18 protein-coding genes are annotated in these 25,010 nt (G+C 52.6%); 1 reads left to right on the plus strand and 17 read right to left on the minus strand.

Translation table 11 applies throughout. From position 1 onward, the window contains the following. Positions 1-42 precede the first annotated feature (42 nt). The 17 genes from ACSAMM_RS07805 to ACSAMM_RS07885 form a co-directional block, all read right to left on the minus strand. Entirely contained in the window at positions 43-504 is a 462-nt protein-coding gene (locus ACSAMM_RS07805; RefSeq protein ID WP_457790902.1) for a tRNA (uracil-5-)-methyltransferase, read from the minus strand. A 311-nt stretch (positions 505-815) separates the two neighbouring features. Next, entirely contained in the window at positions 816-3,020 is a 2,205-nt protein-coding gene (locus ACSAMM_RS07810) for a hypothetical protein (protein ID WP_457790904.1), read from the minus strand. Positions 3,021-3,053: 33 nt separating this feature from the next. Continuing rightward, complete coding sequence (locus ACSAMM_RS07815; RefSeq protein ID WP_178722282.1) at positions 3,054-4,508, minus strand: extracellular solute-binding protein; 1,455 nt, start codon at positions 4,506-4,508, stop codon at positions 3,054-3,056. A 35-nt stretch (positions 4,509-4,543) separates the two neighbouring features. After that, positions 4,544-5,542, minus strand: coding sequence for an ABC transporter permease subunit (locus ACSAMM_RS07820; protein WP_178722280.1), 999 nt, complete (start codon positions 5,540-5,542; stop codon positions 4,544-4,546). A gap of 15 nt (positions 5,543-5,557) precedes the next feature. Next, positions 5,558-6,466: a sugar ABC transporter permease gene (locus ACSAMM_RS07825; protein ID WP_178722278.1), complete on the minus strand. Its 909-nt coding sequence runs from the start codon at positions 6,464-6,466 to the stop codon at positions 5,558-5,560. Next, the gene (locus ACSAMM_RS07830) at positions 6,463-8,670 is read right to left on the minus strand and encodes a DUF5696 domain-containing protein (RefSeq protein ID WP_178722276.1); all 2,208 of its coding nucleotides are present in this window, start codon (positions 8,668-8,670) and stop codon (positions 6,463-6,465) included. Before ACSAMM_RS07830 ends, ACSAMM_RS07825 begins: the two co-directional genes overlap by 4 nt. Before the next feature lie 73 nt (positions 8,671-8,743). Beyond that, the gene (locus tag ACSAMM_RS07835) at positions 8,744-10,855 is read right to left on the minus strand and encodes a YIP1 family protein (protein WP_178722274.1); all 2,112 of its coding nucleotides are present in this window, start codon (positions 10,853-10,855) and stop codon (positions 8,744-8,746) included. 39 nt (positions 10,856-10,894) lie between these two features. Continuing rightward, the gene (locus tag ACSAMM_RS07840; protein WP_178722271.1) at positions 10,895-11,815 is read right to left on the minus strand and encodes a carbohydrate ABC transporter permease; all 921 of its coding nucleotides are present in this window, start codon (positions 11,813-11,815) and stop codon (positions 10,895-10,897) included. A 10-nt stretch (positions 11,816-11,825) separates the two neighbouring features. Beyond that, complete coding sequence (locus ACSAMM_RS07845) at positions 11,826-12,740, minus strand: carbohydrate ABC transporter permease (protein ID WP_457790908.1); 915 nt, start codon at positions 12,738-12,740, stop codon at positions 11,826-11,828. A 13-nt stretch (positions 12,741-12,753) separates the two neighbouring features. Next, entirely contained in the window at positions 12,754-15,642 is a 2,889-nt protein-coding gene (locus ACSAMM_RS07850; protein WP_178722269.1) for an extracellular solute-binding protein, read from the minus strand. Positions 15,643-15,696: 54 nt separating this feature from the next. Beyond that, entirely contained in the window at positions 15,697-16,566 is an 870-nt protein-coding gene (locus ACSAMM_RS07855; RefSeq protein WP_178722267.1) for a family 16 glycosylhydrolase, read from the minus strand. An 8-nt stretch (positions 16,567-16,574) separates the two neighbouring features. After that, positions 16,575-18,017, minus strand: coding sequence for a glycoside hydrolase family 16 protein (locus tag ACSAMM_RS07860; protein ID WP_457790909.1), 1,443 nt, complete (start codon positions 18,015-18,017; stop codon positions 16,575-16,577). 170 nt (positions 18,018-18,187) lie between these two features. Then, positions 18,188-19,897, minus strand: a complete 1,710-nt coding sequence (locus ACSAMM_RS07865; protein WP_178722263.1) for a DUF5696 domain-containing protein — start codon at positions 19,895-19,897, stop codon at positions 18,188-18,190. Continuing rightward, a complete protein-coding gene (locus ACSAMM_RS07870) occupies positions 19,869-20,819 on the minus strand; it encodes a 4Fe-4S binding protein (RefSeq protein WP_178722261.1) in 951 nt (316 codons plus the stop codon). The genes ACSAMM_RS07865 and ACSAMM_RS07870 overlap by 29 nt, the downstream gene beginning before the upstream one ends. After that, complete coding sequence (locus tag ACSAMM_RS07875) at positions 20,816-21,745, minus strand: hypothetical protein (RefSeq protein WP_178722259.1); 930 nt, start codon at positions 21,743-21,745, stop codon at positions 20,816-20,818. The genes ACSAMM_RS07870 and ACSAMM_RS07875 overlap by 4 nt, the downstream gene beginning before the upstream one ends. After that, the gene (locus ACSAMM_RS07880; protein WP_178722257.1) at positions 21,745-22,824 is read right to left on the minus strand and encodes a hypothetical protein; all 1,080 of its coding nucleotides are present in this window, start codon (positions 22,822-22,824) and stop codon (positions 21,745-21,747) included. Before ACSAMM_RS07880 ends, ACSAMM_RS07875 begins: the two co-directional genes overlap by 1 nt. Then, positions 22,825-23,607 (minus strand): hypothetical protein, encoded by a 783-nt coding sequence (locus ACSAMM_RS07885; protein WP_178722256.1) that lies wholly within the window; start codon positions 23,605-23,607, stop codon positions 22,825-22,827. A gap of 453 nt (positions 23,608-24,060) precedes the next feature. On the opposite strand from ACSAMM_RS07885, the gene ACSAMM_RS07890 reads away from it, so the two are divergent. Next, the gene (locus tag ACSAMM_RS07890; protein WP_178722255.1) at positions 24,061-24,906 is read left to right on the plus strand and encodes a helix-turn-helix domain-containing protein; all 846 of its coding nucleotides are present in this window, start codon (positions 24,061-24,063) and stop codon (positions 24,904-24,906) included. The last annotated feature ends 104 nt before the right edge of the window (positions 24,907-25,010 follow it).

Genomic DNA, 25,010 nt, shown 5'->3' on the forward strand with positions numbered 1-25,010 from the left:
CGTAAAGTATGAGAACGGCTGTGTTTGTCAGGAAAAATAATCTTATGCCACGATAAGTTCAACCTGAATGTCCGCCCCGTTGAGGGGCGCCAGTGATTCCAGATGGAAGCACTCGTATTTTATCGTGGCGGCGTAGGTGCCTTTGGGGAGAATTTTTTCTAAACCGGCTTCGTAGATGGCTTTGCCCGGCGCCAGCATCTTGGAGGCATACAGCTCCCGGTCGTCCACCAGAATGTGGATGACAAAATAGCAGGGATTACCCTCGGGATTCATCAGGGCGACGCTCAGCTTTCCCGTTTTGGCATCCGCCGTAATACTCTTGTAGCCGGGAATCTGGGTGGAGGCGGCGTTCGGATTTCCTTTATTGTCGGGCTTCTCCCCCACATAGTCCTCCGCGTCCTTATCCAAATCTGCGGAGGCGATCGAAACGGAGCTTGCCGGCGCGGCAGAAAAACTCTCCAGGACGGTACGCAGAGCGGACCAGGAAAAACAGATCCCAAGCACTGCCGCGCAAAGGACCGCCGTAAAGGCAAGACGCGTGGGCCACACTCTTCGTATGAGTGCCACATATACTCCCTGCCCACACCGCCAATACCCTTTTTCCGCGTATAGCAGCCGTTTATGACGGCGATACGGCTGTATCCGCTCATCAGGAAGCCGGATTTCTCCCAGAATTTTATAGCTGCCCTGGGGGTGAAAGGCTTTGAGCTGTGCCCTGGTGAAGCAGCGGATGGTTTTCCCTCCCACGCGAAGTTTTCCGGCATGGTTTTCCGCACTTGTTTCAAGGGATACGCGTATGTCCATCATGCGCTCCTTTATGTTAATCCGGAGTCATAGCTGACGGTAAACGTAACGGTATCGCTGTAGACACCCGCCAGCGAGGCGTTGTCCCAATCCCGCTGCGTAATGGAAATGAAGAGCGGCTGCGTCTTGTTCTGGTCGCCGACAACAAAATCGACGGAGGTGAACGGCTGCCGGTTATCACCCAACAACGCGTATGGGATCGTATCCCTTCCGTTGCCGTGTGTCAGGGCCGCCTTATGGGTCGCCGAAACGGTCAGGATACCGGTTTTCTCCAGTTGCAGCCGCATACAGACAATAGGGGCCAGCGGCTTCTCCCCCGGCTGGGTAATCGTCTCTAGAGAGGACGGGATGGAAACGATGTAATCCACGAGTATTTCCGGCGTGTCGTCAAAGAGCGGGAATGCCAGCAGCTGCGGCGTACCGCCTTCCACCGTCCTCCATACCGTGTCGAAGTCAAATCCCGTCATGCTGGTCTTCGCCGTGTCGCCTATCATATGCCCCGGTTCCAGCTCGGTCACACCGGTCTGCCCCCGCGTTGCATAGACATTCTCCAGCACCATCTTTGTGCTGACGTTTCCCAAGGCCGAATCGCGGTTTTCACCGTATACGTAGCATCTGCGAATAACGGTGTTATTCGCATCCGCCGCTCCCCACAGAGAACCGACCAGGCCGCCTTTCTTCCCTGTCGCTGTCAGCGAACCGGTAAAGAAGCTGTCTTCCATACACACCGGCCGCGGCGTAGCTCCCACGAGCCCGCCGACGTCTGCTCCCTGTATCTTTACACTGGAAGCAGCGAAACAGTTGCTGATTCGAGGAGGCGTCCCGTCCACATTCTCCACGTAAGCTGCGATGCTGCCGACAAACCGCGCTTTCAGATCGGCCTTTACAATCCCGACGTTTTCCACGACGGCACCCGGTCCAATGAAGCAGAACAATCCCGCGCGGGTCGTGGTCGTGACGTCCGCGTCGATAAACAGTCCCTCTACCACATGCCCCTGCCCGTCCAATTGGCCACGAAAACTCACGTCGGACTGGACCCAGGGGGTCGCCGACTGTTTCCAATCCTCGGCAGAGGTATCATTGAGACGAATATCCTTGGTCAGGACGTAATACTTACCAGCCGTTGCCGTGGCGTCCGTCTGTACCAGCAGGGCCAATTGTTCCCCTGTGGCGATTTGATACGGATCCTCTTGGGTTCCCTGGCCCCCGGCATATTCGGCGGCTGTCCCGCCAGACCACACGGCGCTGTCGTCAAAGAGCGGGAATACCCGCAGCTGCGGCGTACCGCCTTCCACCGTCCGCCATACCGTGTCGAAGTCAAATCCCGTCATGCTGGTCTTCGCCGCGTCGCCTATCATATGCCCCGGTTCCAGCTCGGTCACACCGGTCTGCCCTTGCGTTGCATAGACATTCTCCAGCACCATCTTTGCGCTGACGTTTCCCAAGGCGGAATCGCGATTTTCACCGTATACGTAGCATCTGCGAATAACGGTGTTATTCGCATCCGCCGCTCCCCACAGAGAACCGACCAGGCCGCCTTTCTTCCCTGTCGCTGTCAGCGAACCGGTAAAGAAGCTGTCTTCCATACACACCGGCCGCGGCGTAGCTCCCACGAGCCCGCCGACGTCTGCTCCCTGTATCTTTACACTGGAAGCAGCAAAACAGTTGCTGATTCGAGGAGGCGTCCCGTCCATATGCTCTATATAAGCCGCGATACTACCAACAAACTTTGCTTTCAGATCAGCCTTTACAATTCCGACGTTTTTCACGACGGCACCCGGTCCAATGAAGCAGAACAATCCCGCGCGGGTCGTGGTCGTGACGTCCGCGTCGATAAACAGTCCCTCTACCACATGCCCCTGCCCGTCCAATTGGCCACGAAAACTCACGTCGGACTGGACCCAGGGGGTCGCCGACTGTTTCCAATCCTCGGCAGAGGTATCATTGAGACGGATATCCTCCGTCAGGACGTAATACTTCCCAGCCGTTGCCGTGGCGTCCGTCTGTACCAGCAGAGCCAATTGTTCCCCTGTGGCAATTCGATACGGCTCCTCTTGGGTTCCCTGGCCCCCGGCATATTCGGCGGCTGCCCCGCCCGACCACACAGTGCTCGCGGCGGCAACGAGTCGTCCCCGATGCCCCGCTGTAAACGGCAGGCACATGGCGACGACCAGCGTCAGGGACAGAACAGCTTTCCCGATGCGCTTTCTTTTCATAGAGAGCTCTCCTTTTTTGCAAAAAAGCACGGGTTATTTATATAACTTCTCCTGTTTCTCCAAAAAGCTGTTGATAGTCTTTACGTCGTTAGCCACCACATTTTTCAACGAATCAATCTGCTGTGCCACCTGCGCGGGATCGGCTTTCACAATGTCGGTAAACTTCGCTTCTGTGGATCCCGTAATCTTAACCAGTCCCCGCAGGAGATAGTACTCCTTTTGCGCCGCATTTTTGGAAGTCAGCTTGAAAAAGAAGTTGGATGCCTCTTTATTGATAAACGCCTCATCAGTGTTGTAATTGTTGACGTCTAGGTAATACCGCAGAAAGATACCGGCGGCCACAGGATTTTTAGCGCCCTTAATGATACCCCAGCCACGGAACAGACTGGCCGGCTTCGCTTTTGTGTTGGCATCAAAGTCGGGCAAATAGGTAAAGCCGATATAATCGGGATTCATTTCCGCCCAATATCCCGTCTTTTTTAATCCAAACGCGTTTGTAACGCAAAGACCGGTTTTACCGTTCATGAAAGCATCGCGGTCCGTGGTTAATCCCTCTTTGTTACATTTGGCGGCAAACTGGTACACCTTTGTCAGCATGGGATTCTGGATATCGCTGACCATCCTTCCGTTACTGAGCTTGAAAAATCCCGTTCCAAACATGGCGGGAAGAATCCGAGGATCCATATATCCGCCTTTGTATTGGCTTCCCAGTTCGGAGACCTGCTTCATAACCGTGTACATCGCATCAAACGTCCAGACTCCCGCCTCGTAATACTCGGCAGGAGTACGGATATTGTTATCCTCCAACAGCTTTTTGTTAAAGAATACCATGTCCGTTTCCGACCAGATGTTGCCTACAGTATTGCACAAGTACGGCTTGCCTCCTAGGCTGGAAGCAGCAAAGGTGCTGGCGTCCCAAATAGGATCGCTCATATCGATTTGGGATACTTCCAACGGCTGCAGCACGGAGAACGATGCGGGAAACTCGTTGTTGTCGAAGCAGATGTCCGGCGCATCTTTTGCCGCAATCATGCTGGTAAGTGTCTGAATATAGTTAGTCTGCGCCACCATGTCCACCTGGACCTTAATACCGTATTTCTTCTCAAACGCCGTCACGACCGGACCGTCCTCGTTCGCCTGTGGGTCTTTCCAAGTAGCAAAGCGCACCGTGGTCCCGCGATATTTTTCAGGATCCACCTTCCCGGCAGGGGTACTGCTGTTCCCACGTGTTGTAGAACTCGTCTTTTCACCACTTACCGTGGTTTTCACGGCGGAGTCCGCGCCGGAAGTGGTCTCTCCGCTGACATCTGAAGACACGCTGGCGCCAGATATACCGCTGGTTGTACCGCCGATCGTGACGCTCTCTCCCGTGCTCTGCGAACCGGATTGGCCGGGCCCATTCAACTGTTTGCCGCTGCATCCGGCGAGAATCGACAACGTTAAGGACACCGTCGATGCCAGAGTAATGATGCGATACTTTGCTTTCATTAAAAACTCCTCCTTGTCTATTTGCGTATATGTTTCTATCCTGTAATACCCACACGGTCTATGCTTTCGATAAACCAGCGCTGAACAACCATAAACACCAACAGCACCGGGATAATAAACATCAAACAGCCGGCCATCAGATAGGCCATGCCTTCCGGATTATCGGCCGTCAACCATATGCCACGGGTAGTCAGCATCTCGTTCAGGTTGGAAAGAGCGACAGCCAGCGGATAATCTCGTCTCATATACATAGATGCCAGAAAATAGTCGTTCCAATGCCAAATCAGGGAGAAAATCGTCACGGTCAGGATAACGACACCCGAGGACGGAACTGCTATAGAGACAAACGTGCGAATCGGACCGGCACCGTCAATCCATGCCGCCTCCTCCAGCTCAGATGGAAGTCCCTTAAAAAACTGAATATAAATGTAAATCAATATGCCGGAACGCAGACCGACAGCAAATAGCGACGGCAAATAAAACGTCAGCTCGGTTCCCAGTAGGTTCGGTCGCAAATCGATGCCGGAGACGTCTTGAAACAGACCAAGTATTCCCAGTACATCCATCTTCGAAAAGTTAATCACCAGTGGAATTATAATCATGGGAGCAGGAACCATAATCGTCACAAACAGCAACGCCATCAGAAGCTTGCGAATCTTAAAGCGAAAACGGGCAAAACCATAAGCGACAACCGCACAGGTAACAACTTCGATTAGTGCGCTGACCACCTCAAGCCGGAGCGTCGCCAGCAGGGCGTTTCCGTAATCCATCACCTCGTATGTAAACCGGAAGTTCTCCAGCGTCACCGAGCTAGGCAGCCAAATCCGCCCCGGATCTAGGAAAGCGTCTCGTGTACTGATGGAGGACACGATCATATAAAACAATGGATAAAGAATGATATAGCCAATTGCCAGCAGGATAAGTAGCCTAGCCACGCTGTAAAGGCCGTGCTTGAGCCGGGATACCCGGCGCACCGTCCGGTTCAGACTGTCCGAGCGGTTTGTCGGGCTGAGGATTTCCTCCAGACTTCTCAAACGATTCCCCTCCTTTCAATCCCAACGTTTTACCAGGAAGCAGTGATAAGCCCATACCAATATGCCCATTATGAAACCGACAATCATAAAATACATCCAAAGCATCGCCGAGGTTTCATCATAGTTTCCACCCTGCATCTGCGTGTAGGCCCGGCTGACCAGCGTATTGTTCGCATCAGTAAACAGCTCAATCATCGTAAAGATACCGACCAAAAGAGTCACTCTCGACAGCATGGGAAATGTAATAAACCAGAACTCCTCCCATTTGGAAGCGCCCTCAACCGTACTGGCTTCATACAGGGATTTCGGAATGGACTGCAGTCCCGCGATGAACAGTACAATCTGTATCCCGCTCTTCCAAATCAGGTCAAAGATGCTGTTGATAATATTTTTGGCAAACTCGGCGATCTGCGGCGGCAGATTCAGCCAGCCCATCACGTCTTCCACGCTGAACATATTGTCGGTTATGGACTCAGACATGGCAGTTGTCGTCATATCCCGGCTGGTCGTCATAAACAGCAAATTCATCACAACGCCCGTCGTGATGATCACCGGCAAAAAATACAGCACGCGGAAAAACAGCCGCCCGCGAAACCTCTGATTCAAAATCAGTGCCAGAATCAGGCTAACCACCAAGATGAGAGGCAGGGAATATACTAAGGTAGCGACCGAAGAAAGCAGACTGTCGGTATACGTGGGATCCTCCATCACCAGCTTGAAGTAATGTCGAAAGCCGGTTAGCGAGGATTCCATGCCTTTATCGGTCAAAACAACCGTGGAGAACGAATAAACCACGGATTGAAACAACGGAATAGCGAAGAACAGGACGAAGCCTATTATCCATGGAGAAACAAACAGCAGTCCATACCGACTTTTCAGGGATTCAATACCCCGTATTTTTCGTTGCTTTACACGGTCTGTCATGCCGCTGCCTCCCCTATCCGGTATTGTCCCGCTTCCACACGTCCCAGCGGTGTGTCCTGCGCCGTTTGACCGCGATTGACAACAACCGCCACGCCGTTTTCATAAACCGTCATACGGACTCTGTCCCCCAGTAGCGTATGAGACATTATCGCCACGCCATCGATAGACTCGTAATAGGGCTTGAGCATGCGAGCCGTGTCGACGATGGCCGTTCTCCAATCCGCATAAACCCCACTGCATAGCGTCGGGGAAACCGCATCCAGCGCCGCAGCATCGTAGGTATCAAATAACGAGTAAGCGGGGCTGCATCCGCCTTCAACAGCAGCCAGCAGCATATCGTCAGGAGACGATGCTAGATTGACGGCGGCGGAGGACATCGGTATATAGCCCTTAAACACAATTTGATAAAAAGGAATATCGTCATCAAATATCTCGTGCTGCGTGGATCGCATCGGCGCGCGGAAAATGTGATCGGCGCGCGAAGCAGCATAGGCGTTAGCCTCGGATACGGCAAGCTTCCGTCCGCTGCTATGTATAGTATCCATGAAAACCGCTATATCTGAGGACATCCCCCCCCTGGAATGGGTTCTCCGGCTACCGTAATCGGAATAGGCGAGGCTGGACATCGTTCCAAGGCCGAATCCCTCCACCTCCCATTTCTTCGTCTTGCTAATCAGCTTTTGCGCGCTGCCGGCCAACTGCTCGCGCGCCAGCAGCACATAACGGGTATCTGCCGCCTTGTTTCGCAGCGCCACATGGTACATGGTCGGGTACACCGTCTGACCATTGGCCCCCTTGGCTGTGTCAAAGGTTTTCGACCAACCGTCGCCGGACGAGGAAAACCGTACCGTGTCAAAATCAAAGAATAGAGGAATCGTGTTCTCCCGGCAGTAACTGGCCAGTTCGTTCATGATCTTGACTGACCCCAGCTTGTTATGCACGGTATAGCCGCCGGCAATTTTTCCGATATTCAAGCCGCTCTCACCGAAACCGTCCAGCGACACCGCGGGTGCGGCGCCGGTTTCCTCATACAGCTCCCGGATAATCGTTTCCGCCTGCGCCAGCGTCGTCAGAGGTATCAACGTCTCATAGGGAACGCCGAGAAACGACTTCTTCGCCAGTATGCCGCCGTTTATGTACAGACTGAAAGCGCTGCTCCCGCGTTCCCTGCGCGTCAGCCCATCCGTCCGAATCAGGTACTCACGGTAGGTCTTGGCTATCCCCGTATAGTTGGCATCGCCGTCGTACAATGGATAAAATCCAACGGTCAGTTTGTCTTCGACACGTTCCTCCATATACTTGACGGACTGCTTGATCCTATTGGTATACAGCTTTGTTTGCAGATTGGCATAGCCTCTCACGCGAAAGGACGCATAAACCGTTGAGTACCGGAGCGAGGACGCGCCTGCTCTCGCCTCGATATACGCTGTATCGGCGCCGCTTTCGATAATCGCGCACATAGCCTGGTTTCCCGCTTTCGCGCCGTATACCGGCAACCGAACCTCCTCTTGTGTCGCGGGAAGATCGTTTCTCTCGACGATCGGATCGTCGCCGTACATTTCCTGGGAATACGACAGTCCCGACGAAGAAATCGTTTTGGGATATACCAGCGCCCCGGAGCCGGACGGCACAAATAAATACCCGTCCTTGCCAGTGTTGGCGACCGCGCAGAAAAACGGTGCGACCGCCACTTTGAACACTTTATTCCTGCCCTCCTGGATTTCTGTCGGATCGATCGTTATTTCCATGCCGCTTTCGCGCAGGCGATATTCCACCGGAACGGCAAATTCCTCCTGGTCGAAAAAATACGTCACTTTCAGTCCGTCGGATAATGGAGAACAGGACACACGGCCGTTGCGCACAGCACCATTATAGGAGTTGGACGTCACCAGATTTTGGGTGTCGGCCTCAATATAATCCACTAAAATAGCGGATTCGACCATGGGATGGTTCTTCACCGGCAAACCGAACTCATCCAGCAATTGTTCCGAAGAGCCGGTCGGCGTTGGACTCCACCGGACATTACGGACAATATCCACCAAGGTTATCTGCTTGTTCTTATTGTCCCATTCCAAACGGAACCTGCTGTTTTCCACTACCGGGCCGTTTTCCTGTTCTGTCTCGTCTATCTGGGTGCCAAAGGCCGGATAGCTCACCGTCGCTCTTTGCGCACATCCGCTCAGGAGGCCTAGCAACACCACCATGGTAAGGACGGCTATCCGACTTATACGATTATGTTTTCTCATTGATTTTCTCCACTGTGTTATCGATTTCTCCCTACATGGTCATTTCCAAAAACAGGGTAACGAGGAATCCGAAAAATTGCTGCATCAGGATGCCAATCATAATGACTAAAAATACAATCACCGCAATGCTAAACACCGTCAGCGCGCTGGTGCCAAGAAACCGCCCCATGCTGTAGTCGTGAATTTTGATAGTTCCAATCGTCAGCAACAGCAAGGTATACAGGAACATGACCGTTTGCAGTATGCCGAGGAACTCCGCTTCGGACGGCAGAAGGATATTGGATAGAACTAAGAATAGAACACGGCCTAGTATGACGGGAATCAGGCTGTAACACGTTACGATTGCGATATCCCGCAAGCGACCCTTGCCCTCCATCAATGTGCAGACCGCTTTATTGCTCACGATCCACAATACAATCAGCCCTACGCTACGAGCTAGCACCCACAGGGAATTGAAGTTTGACGGATCGTGAAAGGTAAAGAGAAATCCTCCGCACAGTTCCTGCAAAACGGATAATATATAATACAGGAGAACTAGTACGCCGCATAAAAGCAGCGAACCCTCCTTTTTTTCTTTTATTTCGTTGAAAGACTGAACCGGCCGAATCGCCGTGTTGAGCATTAAGCGCAACTGCTTATTTTTTATCGGTGCCAGCTTTTTACGCATGGATAACACCAGCACGGTCAACAATCCACCAATTAAAACCAAGCCGCAAGGCAAGAGTATCCAGAAATACTGGGTCAAAAACGCGTTTCGCTGTTTATCGAAAGCCAGGGCATAGGTGTCCCTGTCACATCCTTGCCGGGCGAGGGTCATCGCCCGCGTATATTCTCCTTCGGCCAGATAGGCGCGGGCGAGACCGCTATACGCCAGCTGGCAGTTACGATCCTGTCGCAGGATTTCCTCCCAGTCCGCCTTGGCCTCCTGATATTTTCCCGATAGGGTCAATGCGCGGGTGTCTCGCAGGAGGGCGCCGTAGGGCGTGCTCTGGAACACCGTCACCGTGTTTTGAATGCCGTCACAGACCAATACCTCCGAACCGCGGAGCGCGATGGCATTCGCCGCCTTAAAGGTGCCGGCCTGTTCTCCTGTTCCCATGCCTCCGCCGAAAGTCGTCAGTAGCCGGCACTCTTGATCATACAGAAACACCCGTCCATAGGTTGTGTCTAGGCAGTACATGAAGCCTTCATTGTCCACGGCAACGCCACCGATATCCTGTTTGAGCATTTGACCGGGGTCAAAGGTGGTATTGACTCCTTCATCGACAAAATTCACATCGTCGGAATTCAGCACGTTGGAGCCCCCGCCGGGGTTAAGTTTTTTAATCTGTCCCGTCATCTGGCTTATATCCGTAAACCCGGTTGCCGTATAAACAAAATTTTCCGCATCAATGCAAATATCGACGAAACAATACGGCAGCGCCCTGACGCTGGCCTCTTTCTTTTTATTGTTAACAAATAACCGACTCCACAAGCTTGACAGCGCGTCTGTCAGGGTCCCCTTTACTTTGTTTGCTCCATAAAACCCGGAAAACGTATTATCCGCCGTATACAGCAAAGCACCATAATACGAACCGTCACTCAGCACATAGGTGTAACCATAGGAATCTACCGCCACCTTGATCGGCAGAAAACGGAAATCATCCGGAATCAGATTGGAATCGGGCAACGTAAGAATATCCGTTACCGTCCCCTTAGCGTCAGCCAGCAGTACCCGCTGGTTATCAGTGTCACAAATATAAATGGTGCCGTCCGTATGCACATAAACGCTACGCGCGCCCTCAAAGTTCAGCTGTTCGCCGTTATAGTTCAGGGATTTCAGTTCCCCTACAAGGGTGTGATTACTATCTGCAATAATCAGGCGGGAGTTGCCGCCGTCCAGAAGATAGAGATTGCCGCTGCTGTCGGTGCATATGTCAGACAGCTGTTTAAATTCTTTCACGCCAAGGGAAGCGGCACTGACGACTGTTTTCACCGTATACGAAGGCTTTGCGTAAACCGCCTTCCGGCTGCCGGCGGCACTGGTGTCCTCCCAATAGGTGTAGCTCTCATACGGAACCTCTTCACCGGACACCCAAAACGATGCGCATAGTCCAAACAACAGTGTCAGCACGGTTGCCGCCATTATGATTTTCCTCGTCATATTCAAAGGAGCCCTCCATCCTCTGCTTGCAGCCCGCTGCTATTCCTTAATGCCCGCGCTGCTCATGGCCTCGACCACATTGCTCTGCGAAATCAAGTACACAATAACCGGCGGAATCATCATAATCACCGAGACCGCCATCGCACTGCCGGAGCGCACAATACCTCCCGCGGTTACCTGAGCCATAATCATAGGCAGCGTTTTCAACTGCTCGCTGAATATGGTTCCCTGCGGCACTAACGCCCATATATCCCGAAACGCAAACAATGTCAGCGTCAGCAGAGCGGGCTTTACAATAGGCAAAACGATACGGAAGAAGCTACGAAAATATCCCGCCCCGTCTATGTTTGCCGCCTCCAGAAGGGTGTCGGGCACATACCCTTCTATATACTGCTTCATCAAGAACACGCCCAGCGTCGTCGCCATTTGCGGCATGATATAAACCAGATAGGTGTCAATAATATGCAGCTTGGATAAAATAAGGTATTGGGGCACGGATAAGGTATAGGCGTTGAACAGCAGCGCAAACTGCACAATCATGAACAGAACATTCCGGAAGCGAAGCTTGGATTTGGACAGCGCAAACGCCGCCATTGCGGAAATCAGGATATACAACCCCGTCGTAATAACACTGACGAATACACTGTTAAACAGGTACCGGGTCAGCGGCACGAATTGATCAGACAGCAGACTGGGCAGGGCGACGTAATTTTCAATGGTCGGCCGCCGGACAAAGAATTGCGGCGGAAATAGCAACAATTCGTCAAGCGGCTTAAAAGAGGTGACAACCGCATAAATCAAGGGCAGCATGGTGAACAGCCCTGCAGAAAAAATGAGGACAAAGTACATGATGTTTGCCGCGCGAGAGCGGGTAAAGCGGCGAGTCTGTATCCGCCGCTTTACCCATGATCCAAAGAAGCGCCGGCCGGGGTTAGCCTTTGCCACAGAAGCTTGTTTCATTGTGTTACCCCTACTTTCCAACCATTTGCAAAATCTTGCCCAGAATAATACGCGTCGCGGCCATAAGGATAAACAGCACCACGGCGATCGCTGACGCGTAGCCCATCTCATAGCGCACCACGCCTACATCTGTCAAATGCGACACGATGGTATCGGCAGCAAATCCCGTGCTGGGAAACCCCGCCAGCTCAATCGCGATAGTGCTGACGGAAAAGCTGCTTTGAATCTGCATAACGACGCTGAACAGGATCATGTGCTGCATGGAGGGGAGAGTAATATACCACAATTCCTGCCACCGGTTTCGCACGCCGTCGATCGTCCCCGCCTCATACAGTTCCCTGTTAATATTTTGCAGGCCGGCAATATTGGCCAGAAAAGAAATGCCCATGCTCTGCCACAACTGCACCAAAATAATAATCGGCAGGATAAAGTCAGGGTTTTTCAGCCACACCACCGGCTCGGTAATCAGTCCCATGGACAGCAAGAAGCTATTCAGATAACCGTAGCTGTCACCGCTGAATAAAACCTTCCATATAAAATACGCGTTCCCCACCAGTGACGGACTGTAAAACATAAAGGATAACAACGTGCGTACCTTAGGGGGGAATTCGTTGACGAACCAAGCCAGCAGAAACGCAAGCAGGAAGCCAAGCGGACCCGTTATGAGGGCAAACAGCAATGTATTCTTTAGAACAATAGGAAACACATTGTCGCTGGTGAACATCCTCAGGAAGTTGTCGATGCCGACAAAACGCACAGGGTTCAGCATATCATAGGAGGTGAAGCTCAGTACAAGGGATGAGATGATGGGCACAACGGTGAGAAGGGTAAACAGGAGAAAAAAAGGCAGAAGCATGACAACCATAGGCCACTGACCATGCAGCGACCTTGCCGCGCCCCGGCGCTTATTAGTTAATGAATTCATATCTCGTCCCCCCTTACTGCACATATTCCTTAATTTTACGGCTTATTTCCGCGTCGGCAACTTCGCTCCATTTCAAGATGGCGTCTTTCCCATTGGATTCGCCGTTGACAACCGCCCAAAATGCTTGGTCAATAGCCCGCGTCAGATAGTAGCTACCGGGGATTTCAGGCAATTCCTCAACGTTCTCCCATTGCGCCATCAAATTGTTCCGAACTTCCGGCTCCCATGCCAAGTCGGCGAACGCTTCGACCGTAGCCGTGGGATGCCGTCCGACCAAACCCAACACGGATTCGAGATTGCGGGAATATCGCGCCTGCGTCTGAGCGGATGTCCACCATTTCAGGAACTCCCATGCTTCGTCAACGTGGGACGATTTGGCCACGATAGCACAGCCGGTTCCCGCTCCGGTAATTGCTTTATTCTCACTGGTGAACGATGGCACCGGTTCCACAGACCACCGTCCCTGAATCCCGGATGCGGCCTGTGACAACGTTAAATAAAGCGTATACGGCGCGATACCCAGCGGCATGGTACCGACGCTGAATCGGTTATAAAAATCTGCTTCCTTGAGGAATTTATAATCCGTATACAGACGAGTCCACTGTTCGAAAACAGAAATGGCCTCCGGCGTGTTGATGGCCGTCGCCGTCCGACTGTCATTATAGATAGGCAGCCCGCTCTGGGCCATCATCGTCGCATACAGGTTCAGGTTGCCAAGGCCTGTGTCCACCGACGTGGTCGTGGATATCGTTGTGTAGGGAATATACACCTGCATATTGTTGCGCTGAATGACCGTCGCTGCGTGTATGAAATCCTCCCATGTCTCGGGAACCGTCAAACCAAGTTCCTCAAACACATCGCTGCGGTAGAACATACTGAAAAAGGTCTGTGTATCCGGCAGCGCGTAGCATGCATCACTATACCGGTAGGGTTCCTCCGCCCCCGGCTGGAAACGCTCCAGAACGCTGTTAAAATCGTCAAACTGTGTCAAATCGTACAGTGCATGGCGCATCCCCAGGTTCACCGGCTCCGCGCGGGCCATCTGGAGAGCGCAGTCAGGTGAATTTCCCGACAGAATACCCTTGACCAGCGTGGCGTTGACAATTTCCAGCTGCACGCCGATTCCGGTCTCTGGAACGAACGAGTCTTGAATCAATGAGTTTAGAATCATCGCCTGATCCCGGCCCCAGTTCACCCACAGACGGATGGTTTTCTGCGTATCCTGCACCGCAGAAATGGAGCGGTAGTCACGCGTAAACGAGTTGCAGAACCGCTGGAAGCCAAACGACAGCTTCTCAAAAAAGCCCGCTTTATCTCCATTAAATTCCGTGTCATGAGGAACGATTTGTATCTCGTCGATAGCCAGCGGCATGGACGCCATTTCATACAGCCATGAGCTGACGGTACAGTAATTGGTATAGTAATCCTTAATATACTGGTGGGCGGTATAGGGGCGATCCAGCATCAAGCGCAGCACACGCGCCATATTCTCCAACGAGGCGATATACTGGCTGCTTCTCTTTCCCGTCATCGCGCGCATATCCTGCGCCAAGCTCGTCAGCGCATCCAGATTTCTTTGCAGCGTTTTTTCAAAATCTGGAACCTGCCGAAACAGCTCATAGTCACGGTTCATATCCGGCGATTCGCCGGTAATCATGACCATTTTCATATACTCGTCACCCAGGCTGCTCACCAGTTCGGACAGTCTCCGGTAAAAGGGCGCCATATCGCCCAGCGTACCTTCCAGAGACAGTTGATGATCGCCGGCCTTCAGCCAGATAAGATACGGTGTCCCATCCGTATCCGACATGGCGCTGAACTGCCACTGCGGCTTATAGGAAAACTTCAGGTTCTGCGCTTCGGCAAAGGGCGTTTTTCCGTCGATTTTCAACCAGCGATAAGATTCGCCGTTGATAACCTGATCCTGCTTGAAGTGAAAACCAACCTTGTAATACCCGTCTGTTTCCACGGTAAAGTTCCACACCAGCGTTTCTCCCGGCAGCTTCCACGAGCTGCCGCCTATATAGTTCAGTTTAGAAAGGCGCGGGCTGGCCGGTGTCAGGCTGGCCGTACCGTTGTCCGATTTTGGAACCAACGAACGCGTCGATTTTATCGCGGCGTTTTCGCCTTGGATGACCACTGGTTTCACTTGTCCCCCGGTCGGCGCCGGATCGTAGCCCGCTGCTTTATCGATATACGCCTCCGGTTTTTCCGGTGCACGCAACTCGATTTTCTCCAAAGCAAAAGGCACGCCGCCAGCCACAAGAGTCAACTCATGCATTCCCGCGGTCAAATACAGCGTATACGGCCGTGCGATCACACCGCTTGCATCCCTCGCGGGCCAGCTGACAAATGCGTCGTATTCCTCCTGCTCCGGGGTCAGTTCGTTGCCCATGCCGTCCCTGCGCCATTCGCCGTCCTCGTTCCTCCACATACGAGGCAACTCCAGCTTCTCCATACCCTCAAACGGGTATTCGCCATTCACACGAAGTCCCAGCCGAATGTCGACGCCACTGCCTTCCAGCGGCAGGTAAGTCAGCCAAACGGTATACAACGCATCCACAGGAACCTCCGTCAAATAGGTGACGGTACCCTCGCCATTGCTCCAAAGGAGCACATTTTTTCCATCCGCATATTGCTCCTTCGTCTGTACGTCGGCGGAATCTTCCCTTATGTAATCCGCGCCCGCGACACGGATTTCCTCCTTTGCGGCGGGAATCCCGGTCAGGCCAGCGAGATAGCTCTCATATCCTCCCGCGTCCGTTTTGGTCGTGTCTTGCTCAACCGCGGCTGTTACCGGTTCTGACTGTGCCGCCGCTGTCTGGGGCAGCGTAACACACAGCAAGCCGCCTATCGTCACGATAACCAGACAGAAACCGGAGAGCCCTTTCAAACGCAGCATAGCTCGAATATCCTTTCTCAAAACGGTACTCGCTGACCGGCAGCGGAGACCAAATTAACCAACAACATACAAATCGCCGAGTCCGGGCTTCTGATAAAGGCGGATCCAATCGATCCAGTAATCCATCGGAAACGCCGAGGTATCGTCGACAAGGGCGTTTTCTCCCGGAGACCACCGGCTGTATGGCGTAAATAGGTGATTATTGAGAAGGATAAATAACGGGTCATGGAAACCGTCCATATCTCCACCCGCATCAAAATCTCTGGATAGATCAAATGTCATATACGGCTCGCTATCCACATACATCGTCATGGCGTCCGGTGTCCATTCAAAACCATAGAGATGGTATTCCTCATTTAAGCTGGTACTGTCCCGAAAGGAATACCGGATTCTCTCCGCGTAAGGGAATTGCGTGTGCGCACCGTCAGCATACCACTTATGAATATTGGAAGCCAGCGTGGTTTTGCTTGCGAAAACCTCAAACACATCCACTTCCACCATGTATGCCATGGTGGCCCTCGGCGCAAGCTTGCCTGTGGCGGACTTCATCCAGAACGACGGCCAGGCACCTTTCTTGAAGGGCACCTTTGCCCGCATTTCGAGAAAACCATATCGAAAATGCATCCGATCGAACGTGGTGATCGAATAACAAGTCGTATAATGCGGGCCGCCGTCGTCCACGTTCTTATCACGGATGGCGCTCAGCTTCAGCTGGCTGTCCTCAACACGCATAACCGCGGGGTTCGACTCGTCCGCCAAACCGGTATCCTCGCTTCCCCGCATACTCTCCAGAAGCTGCCACCTGGCAGGATCCAGCACGCTCCCGTCAAATTCATCATGCCATACCAGTGTGTAGCCGCCCGGCTTCGAGATATCCATATGTAATCCCCCATTCCCTTCCATCGCTTTTTTCACCCGTTTCACATCGAATCCTATCCCTGCTTGGTGTGCAGCTCACCAACGCCTGGCTCCTGGTACAGGCGAACCCAATCCACACAATACTCGATGGGGAATTTTGTATAGTCGTTGGCGATGGCCTCCGGATTCGGAATATACGCGCCATGTTCCGTAAACAAGTGATTGCTCATCATGAAGTACATGCAATCGTGGAAGCCGTCCATGTTCCCGCCTTCATCAAAATCGTAGGACAGGTCAAATGTCATATAGTCAACACCGTCAATGCTCATGGTCATTTTCTCCGGCGTCCATTCAAAACCGTAGAGATGATACTCCTCGTTGAGATTGTAATAGTTCTCGAACCGATAACTTTCCTTTTTTCCCCCGGGATACTGCGTATGAGTTCCATTGGCATACCATTTATGCAGGTTCGGAGAAAGTGTGTGAACACTTGAGAACACCTCCAGGATATCCACCTCCGCGAAATAGTCGGTGGTTTTCCTCGGTGCCAGCTTTCCAGTCGACTTCATCCAAAAAGACGGCCATGCGCCCTGCTTGTAGGGCAGTTTCGCGCGCATAACCAGATACCCGTACTTATAATTCATCGTTTCTTGGGTGCTGACGGTTTGAGCCGTGGCGTACCGGACCATGGGCTCGACCGGGCTGAAATACCGGCGCGCACTCATCTGGAGGTAGCCATCCGCTACCTTGACGTAATCCGGATTTTCATCGTTCATCAGCACGAGATCAGGGCGCGGTCCCATGTCGGTGCCAAAGTGCCATTTCAAGTCGTCCAGCGAGTCGCTGTCGAACTCATCGCCCCATACATACACATATTTTTCCAGCATCTTTGTTCCAAAATCAAAGGTTTTCTGATAGGGCATGATATTGCCCGTAGCCGTACTATTCGCAATAAATTGAGTTATCGCCCTATGCGCCGCGACATAGTGTCCTAGGTCAAACACCAGTTTCTTCCCCTTAACTGATACCGCATAGGCATTATCATCCAGGCTCTTGTTACTTTGGCTACGGTTGGTTTTACCTATCAGGATTTCCTTGTCGGTTTCCTTCTGGCTATCCTTGACTATCGGCAGGTCCACTTGATATTTCTGCGCATAAAATGCTTTGAGGCGTTCCGCCGCCTGGAGTACCTCGCGTTCGGCCGCGGCCGGGACCACGATGGTATATCCAGCCGGACCGTCCCATTTGACGGAGGCTACCGTCGTCGTCGTGGTGCGAGAGGTTGTGGTGGAGCGCTCGGCGGACAACACCGTCGTCTGCGTGCCGTCTGTCTGCGGCGCGCCGGTGGAGCCGGTCGTCTCCGCCGTCGCCGACGCAGTGGTGGTTCTCTCAATCGTTTTGGAACCGCTTCCCGTGGACATCGTGGAGGACGTCTCCTTGCTAGAGGTCGGCTGATTTGTGCACGATGAAAGGCTGAGGCCGAGTACCACGGCTAGAATAAAGGCTGCTTTTCTCATCTGAACTTACCTCCCTGTTCTGCGTCCCACATCGTACGCACGATCATCAAGTTGACTCAAAAATCACAGGTATATTTTTCAATTATATAGTTTCGGTCCAAAATATGCAAAGGAATTTTTATACATTTCCATCTTAATTCCATGGTTTTCTTGAATTCTAAGCATCCGCCCTATGCCAGAAGCGACTCTAGCGAAGCCCCCATGGCCGGGCACACTTCAAACGTTTCCTGTTCATAATCCACCGTTATCGCCGTGCCATCGGTATACGTTATTGCGTATCGGCCGGGTGCGATATGTTCATGAGATTCCATAAACTCCGTTTGCAGGTGTCGAACCTGCTTATAAAGGTCATACGCCTCTTTTATTTTAGAAACGCTGTATTTGATTTCCTCCGGACTCCGGATGGTCAAATCCTCTTTTCCCATCCATACATTGTTGTTATAGAAGTCGGAATGGATATAGATGACCGGCCGGCCGCCATACTCGATCAACTTCAACATCTGTTTTTTATCTTTTATTGGGAAATTGACGGTGTCGGTAGACGGGTTATATAAAATAATCCCATGATACACCAGCGCGAAAAACGGTATGCTCTCGGAAAAAAAAGCAGCATCGGGCATGGACGATTCAAACTCATCGTATAAGCCCCAGTCCAGATACCGGGATGCGAAGTCGTAACAGCCCTCGGAACTGAATCCGCCGAACAATTCATGCGAGAACTCCATAATCTTCTCGTGATACCGAAGGGCCTGCCCGGGCGTTACCGGATGACGGCTGTCAAAGCAGTCCCTCAGTGGTATGATAGACAGCACGTCGACATAGTGTAACCCCCGGAATCCCAACTCCGCGACCCGGGGAAGGGTCTTCTGTGCGAGCTCCCAGGCCTTTTGAGGACATAAATGATACATGGTCCCACCACTCCATGGCACGGGATCCGTCACCTTTTCTCCGTTTCTATCCCGGCGAATTAAGTCCTCGTCCCAATTATCGGCAATTGTATAGGCATCCGTACTGTTGGTATGACAGGTGATCTGGTACCCGTTCGCCTGGGCGTATGCGATAAGCTCACATAAGGCTTCCTCACCACCCAGCCGTTCTTCAACCGGAAAGACCTGGGGCCAGCGACCGTCATGTCCGCTCTTATTCCAGCCCACCAGACACAGCTGGGCCTTGTCAACCCCCTGCGCTTTCAGCTCGTCGATGATTTTCATAACCTGTGCGAAGGTACACGCAACTTTCATATCCGGTTCATTTTCTGCCGTCTGTTCCAATACCTCGGGAGGCGCCGGCTTCCAGCCCATCCGGATACGTATCTCAATAGAGTCCCGCGCGTATTCCAATTCCTGTCTGGTCTTTACCCTTTCCGCCAAAGGAACGCACCGTTTATTTCTCAGTTGATAATCTCGATAGGCCTTCGCCATCTCCGGATAACCCGCCCCATCCGCCAGACGATGGATTTCTAAGCCAATGGCCTCGTCCGGCTTTCTGCCGTACAGGTGGATTCTCGGATATATATAGTAGCAGCCGTCTTTCACGCCCATCACCATCGAAACGTCGTACCACATCCCGGTAACAATGGCTATGGCGCAACGGGTGTTCTTAACGCCGAAAACACGCATGGCGCTTTGATAGGTGTGTTCTTGATTTTCGGTTTGATCGAAACGGCATAGCCAGCTCCCGCCATTGCGGACCCCGGCGGCCAGATAATATCCGTGTGTGCCGACCTCTGTGTTAAAGGCTGGAAGGAGAATGTCGATATACTCCGCGCCGCAAATTTGTTCAGGTTGGATTTGTATACGTTCGACACCGTTTGTTTTCTGAATATCCACAGGATATTCGTTACCCAAGTCGTCAACCGCTTTTGCATCCTTTAAAAACATCTGTGTCTAGCCTCCACTTTTCCCGCTTGCGAAAGGGGGTTTTAAATTGACGGCTCAGCACGCCCATTTCCTCCAGATGGATATAACACGCCACGTCGCAGGCGCGTCCGCAAATGGAGCACGGATAACTGTGCATAGCCGGGGGATAAAAATAGATATGATCCAAAATACGGCGGGCCGTGTCCGGCGTCACGCGAGCCTCTCCGGCAATGATCGCCAATCTGTCCTCCATATCTTGAAAAGCGTCCGGAGGCATGAAAGGGTTTGTCGCCCCGTTCGCCCCATTATAATAGACTGCGCACTGCCAGGGATCGACCGTACCATACCGGTCAATTGCACCGCCGGGACAGGCCGCCGCGCACTGGCCGCAGCGGTCACAAAGATGCGGCTCATACATCGCCGATGGTTCCAACTCCACGTCGGTCAGGACGAAACAATACCGTAGCATGGGGCCGAATGCATCCGTCAGCAGGGCTCCGTGAAAGCCCCTTTCTCCCAACCCGCACTTCACCGCCGCCGACAGAAAATCCAACTGATTCTCCCGTGTCTTTCCCCGATAAATTGCCGAATGCGATACTTCCGGATTCATGCCGTCCGGTTCAGCCATCACCGTCTGGTGCCGCCGCTGGGGAAGCGCCGTGCAGCCATGATCCGTCAGTATGGCGCAAACGCCCATCATGGCCGTCGGCATGATGACCTCCTCGAGGCTTTCCACGGCCATGGTGGTATATTGATAGTAGGTGCTCCCTTCCTCGATGCCGCGATAAGTCCCCCGCAACACCCGGAAGCCCAGCCCAATGACGGTTTTCACGTCCGGCATAATTTGAAAAAGCACATCGTCGCTGTCGAAACGACTAGCGGGAGCGAATCCGACCAGGTCGGCGTTCAGGTCAGCCGCAGCTTTCAAAATTAAATCCCTCACAGGCGCCCCATCTCCTTCCAGTGCTGGTAGCATGCCACGTCACACCGCCGACCGCACAAGCAGGGCGCATAGCCGTTTTGGGTTACGGGCAGAAAATCCATCTCCCCGTACAGCGCCCTGGCCGACTCACTGTCGAAGCGCTTTTCACCGCGGAGAATGCGTTCCCGTTCCGGATGTCCCTGTAAAAACGCATTTGTCATGAACGGGTTGGACTCGTGCGCTCCCTTGTAATATACCGCGCATTGCCAGGTGTCCAATCCATCTTCGCCAATCGCGCCGCCGGGACAGGCATTCGCACAAGCACCGCAGCGGTCGCATAGCCCTCCTTCAGATGGGCTGTCAGCTTCCAGCGGGGCATCGGTGATGATGAAGCAGTAGCGTATGTATGGGCCGTACCGGTCGTTCAAAATATGCCCACTCATGCCGACCTCGCCAATACCGCACGCGGCTGCACACTGTCCTAAGTCGAGAATGACGTCAGGCGGCGGCTTTTCCCGCGAGACCGCTTCGGCATAAACCAACTCATAGGTGTCAATCACCTCCGGGTTCGTCGCCTTGCTGCCCTGTACCTGCAGATTTGGAACGCTGCGCTGAAGGCATGCGTCGTAACCAAAGTCTTCGATATACGCCCCCATTTTGAGCAAAAACATCTCCGCCTGTACCTCATCGATAAACTTAACGCCCAGCGTCGTATAGCCGTACATCTGACGCCCCTCGTCCATAGCCCGGTACAGGCCAGTCGGCACAGCGAATCCAATGCCAATCACACAGGTGGCACCAGGCAGAATTGACAGAGGATTATGCTGTGCATCCACTCCGTGAAACCGCTCAATATCGCCAATACCGCACACGCTCGCTCCAAGCTGCTTTGCCCGCTCTTTCAGCATGGCAGCCGTCAAGCGGGTGCCATGATCCTTTTTCCCCATCACCGTTCCAGCCTCCATCGCTTCCGGGTGCGTAGAGGCTGCCGGAATCGCCCCTCTAAACACCCGCCCTTTTTCTCCAGCATGCTTACACACGCGCGGATGCAGCCGCCGCATTTCACCATGTTATATCCTACCCAGCTGGGGAAGTACTTCTGCAAAGCTGTGTAGACCTTGAGAATCTCCTCTTCATTGGCAACGCTGGTTTTACCTTCCAGCAAATTCAGCGACCCGTTCTCGTTTTCGTCAAACACCTCTTTGGGGACGAACGGATTGTAGTAACGTCCCGCGTGCGTGTAAAACGCATAGCAGCGCCACATATCCACATCGCCCCACTCGCATACCTTTCCGTCAATCTCAACGGTGACCGTCCGACCGGAATCAATCGCCGGGATACAACCGCCGGGACATTCCCGCACGCATGCTCCGCATTTCCGGCACAGCGGCGGACCGCTGTACATCTCGTCATACTCCAGCACCGCGTCGGTGAAAATGAACATCACCCGCTGCATCGGCCCAAAATCCGGGGTCAGCAGCATTTTGCTCCAACCTATTTCACCCAATCCGCAGGCCACCGCCGCTAAGCGGAAATGAAACTGCAAATCCGGAGCGACCGCACCGGGTCGGGCCGGGCGGGTAAACTGAACGCTCCGATGATGGGCGGTCGCTTTTCCGGCATGCTCGTAGATGTCAATTTGCTCCTCCGGAGACAGCGTGTTTCCTGGAGAACCGTCCATATCGGAAACAACGCCACGCGCTCCGGTATTGCGGTATACAAACGCCTCGTAGCCCTCGTCCTCGATCATTTTCCCAACCTGATACAAAACCGCCGGGCCAAAAATCTCGTTCAGACCGCCATAGGCCAGGGAAGGATACTGGTAAAACTGCGTCCCTTCCTCAATGCCCCGTTGTACGCCGCGCGGAATGCGAAACACAAGTCCGATGATACTTTTCGCTTCGGGATACAGGAACTGCGGGTTCATCTCATCCGGCGCCCCGTCAAACCGAGACATGGGACCGATTCCACAGGCGTCTGCGCCCGCGTCCAGAGCCGCTTGCTTGATTTTTTCCGCTGTAAGCATTTATGCCATCTCCAATTCTATGAGAGCTTGTTCCATAACCGCCCGGCAATAATCGCTTTCCCGCGACCGCAGCAGGAAATCCGGCGGTATGTTGCCGTTAGCAAGAATATGGGGATACAGCAGCTCGCTGTAATCCGGTTCCAACAGGCTTAATAGATTGCCGCCAAAGCGGCCCTCCAGATAGGCGTTCAGCAATCTTGTCGGGTTGGGATTGACCCGCGTAGCCAGTTTGACGGCCTCAAACATACCCTCATAGGAGCGAATATCCTCCGGACGGACAAAGCTCGTATCCCGCAGGAGGGAAACCCAGTTGTCTGTTTTAGCCAAATAGTCTTTGCAAACGCCCCGAAACTGGTAGGCGTTGTCGTACCTCTCCGCCTCATGTTCATGGGCGACGAGATTGTCATGAAACGCATGGGCGCTGCAATCATTCAGGCAACCGCTGTTGGCCAGCATGAACAGTCTCTTATCATGGCCGGTGCACCAGTTCAAAAGCCGCCGTATAGCCTTCATATCCCGGTTGCACTCGCGTTTTATGTAAAAGCTGTCGAAGCAGTCCGCCACATACTCTAACCCCTGCACACTGCCAATCCCCATATTTACCGACGCGCGCACGTCAATGCCCGCCATATTTTCATGAACGAACCGGGCAATCAGCGGTGATGCCGTTGTAATCGCCGACAAACCGAAACGGTCATGCACATATTCGATTACATCCCCGATGCGATAGAAAAACTGACGGGACTGGCTTTCCGGCCCATAGCAGGCGGCATTCAGCAACAAATTGAGTCGTATCCCTACCCCCGCCAGTTTTTCCAGTGTGCGAATCAGCTCCGTCTGTGTTTCCCAGGGATATAGTCCGTTTGAAGAATGAGCGACGCCCCGACCGGTTGGAATATCGCTCCATGCAAAGTACACTTCATATATGTGTTCCCGGCATTGTATAAGCCGTTCTATAAAGCCGTCATACGGCGTGACCGGCAGGCCGACCATATATTTCATATCCGATTCCCTCCTGAAACAATCCTGGCGATTGGTTTTTCGACACGGCGATAACCGGTGTTCGAACGGCCTTCCTGTCAACCCAGCTGTATTAAACGTACAAAACAATCTGTGATGAGACGGTGTATAATAGAAATAAATTACATATTGATTTTACAATGAGAACCGTATACAATTCAATGTGTACAACAAACCATAAATGTTCTGTATCAAACTTTTAGCGAGGTGTCGTTTGTGATTTTAGATGATATTAACCCTTTCATTCGTTTTGCCGAAATCATTACCCTGATTAAATATCCTCGGCAATACGTACTGGCCCAGGATTGCCGCCTGTTTTTATGTCTGACGGACACGGGTTCCGTGTTTATACGCGACGAGGAAATCCTTTTACGAAGAAACACCATAATTTACATACCGTCCGGAACGCCGTATATGCTGGTTACGTGCGGCGACCTGCCCACTAAGATGCTTGCCATCAATTTCGACTTTACGCGGGAACGGCTTACCATACAGGAGCCTCTTCCCATCGTAAACGAGCAGGACGTTCCAGCATGGCAAATTCCCGCGCCGCCGGATGTCGAAGGCTTTCTCAAGGCACTGGTCCGCAAAGGGTATCAGGATGTCGATGAGCTCCTTATACGAATCGGCACCGAATTCCAGACCCGGCTGCCGGGATACCACGCGCTGGTTTCCGCTTCTCTCAAAGCGGTACTGGTCACGCTTGCCCGCGAAGCATCCTCTCACGGAAGACCGGCTCTCGTGAATACGGTAATCGAGTATATCAGCGCCAATTACATGAACGACCTGACGGTGGAGACTCTCAGCAGCGAGCTGAATTATCATCCAAACTATCTCAACCGGATTTTTAAACAGTACATTGGAATAAGCATCCATCAATATATCATGGACCGACGCACCCACGCTGCGAAGAGTCTTCTGGACACAACCGGCCTGCCCATTGAAAAGGTAGCGAGCCTGTGCGGGTTTAAAACCGCATCCCATTTTTCTCAATCTTTTAAAAGATTCACCGGGCAACGGCCCGGTGAATATAAAAAAGGCCGCAAGCCCTACATCGTGTAGGGCTTGCGGCAAAGGAGTTCCGTTATATCTATATGTTTGCTTTTTATATTTCCATAGAGATTTTTCTGTATTCACGCGGGTTTTCCAAGTGACTTTTTTGAAAA

This window comes from Anaeromassilibacillus sp. SJQ-5, assembly GCF_054108045.1.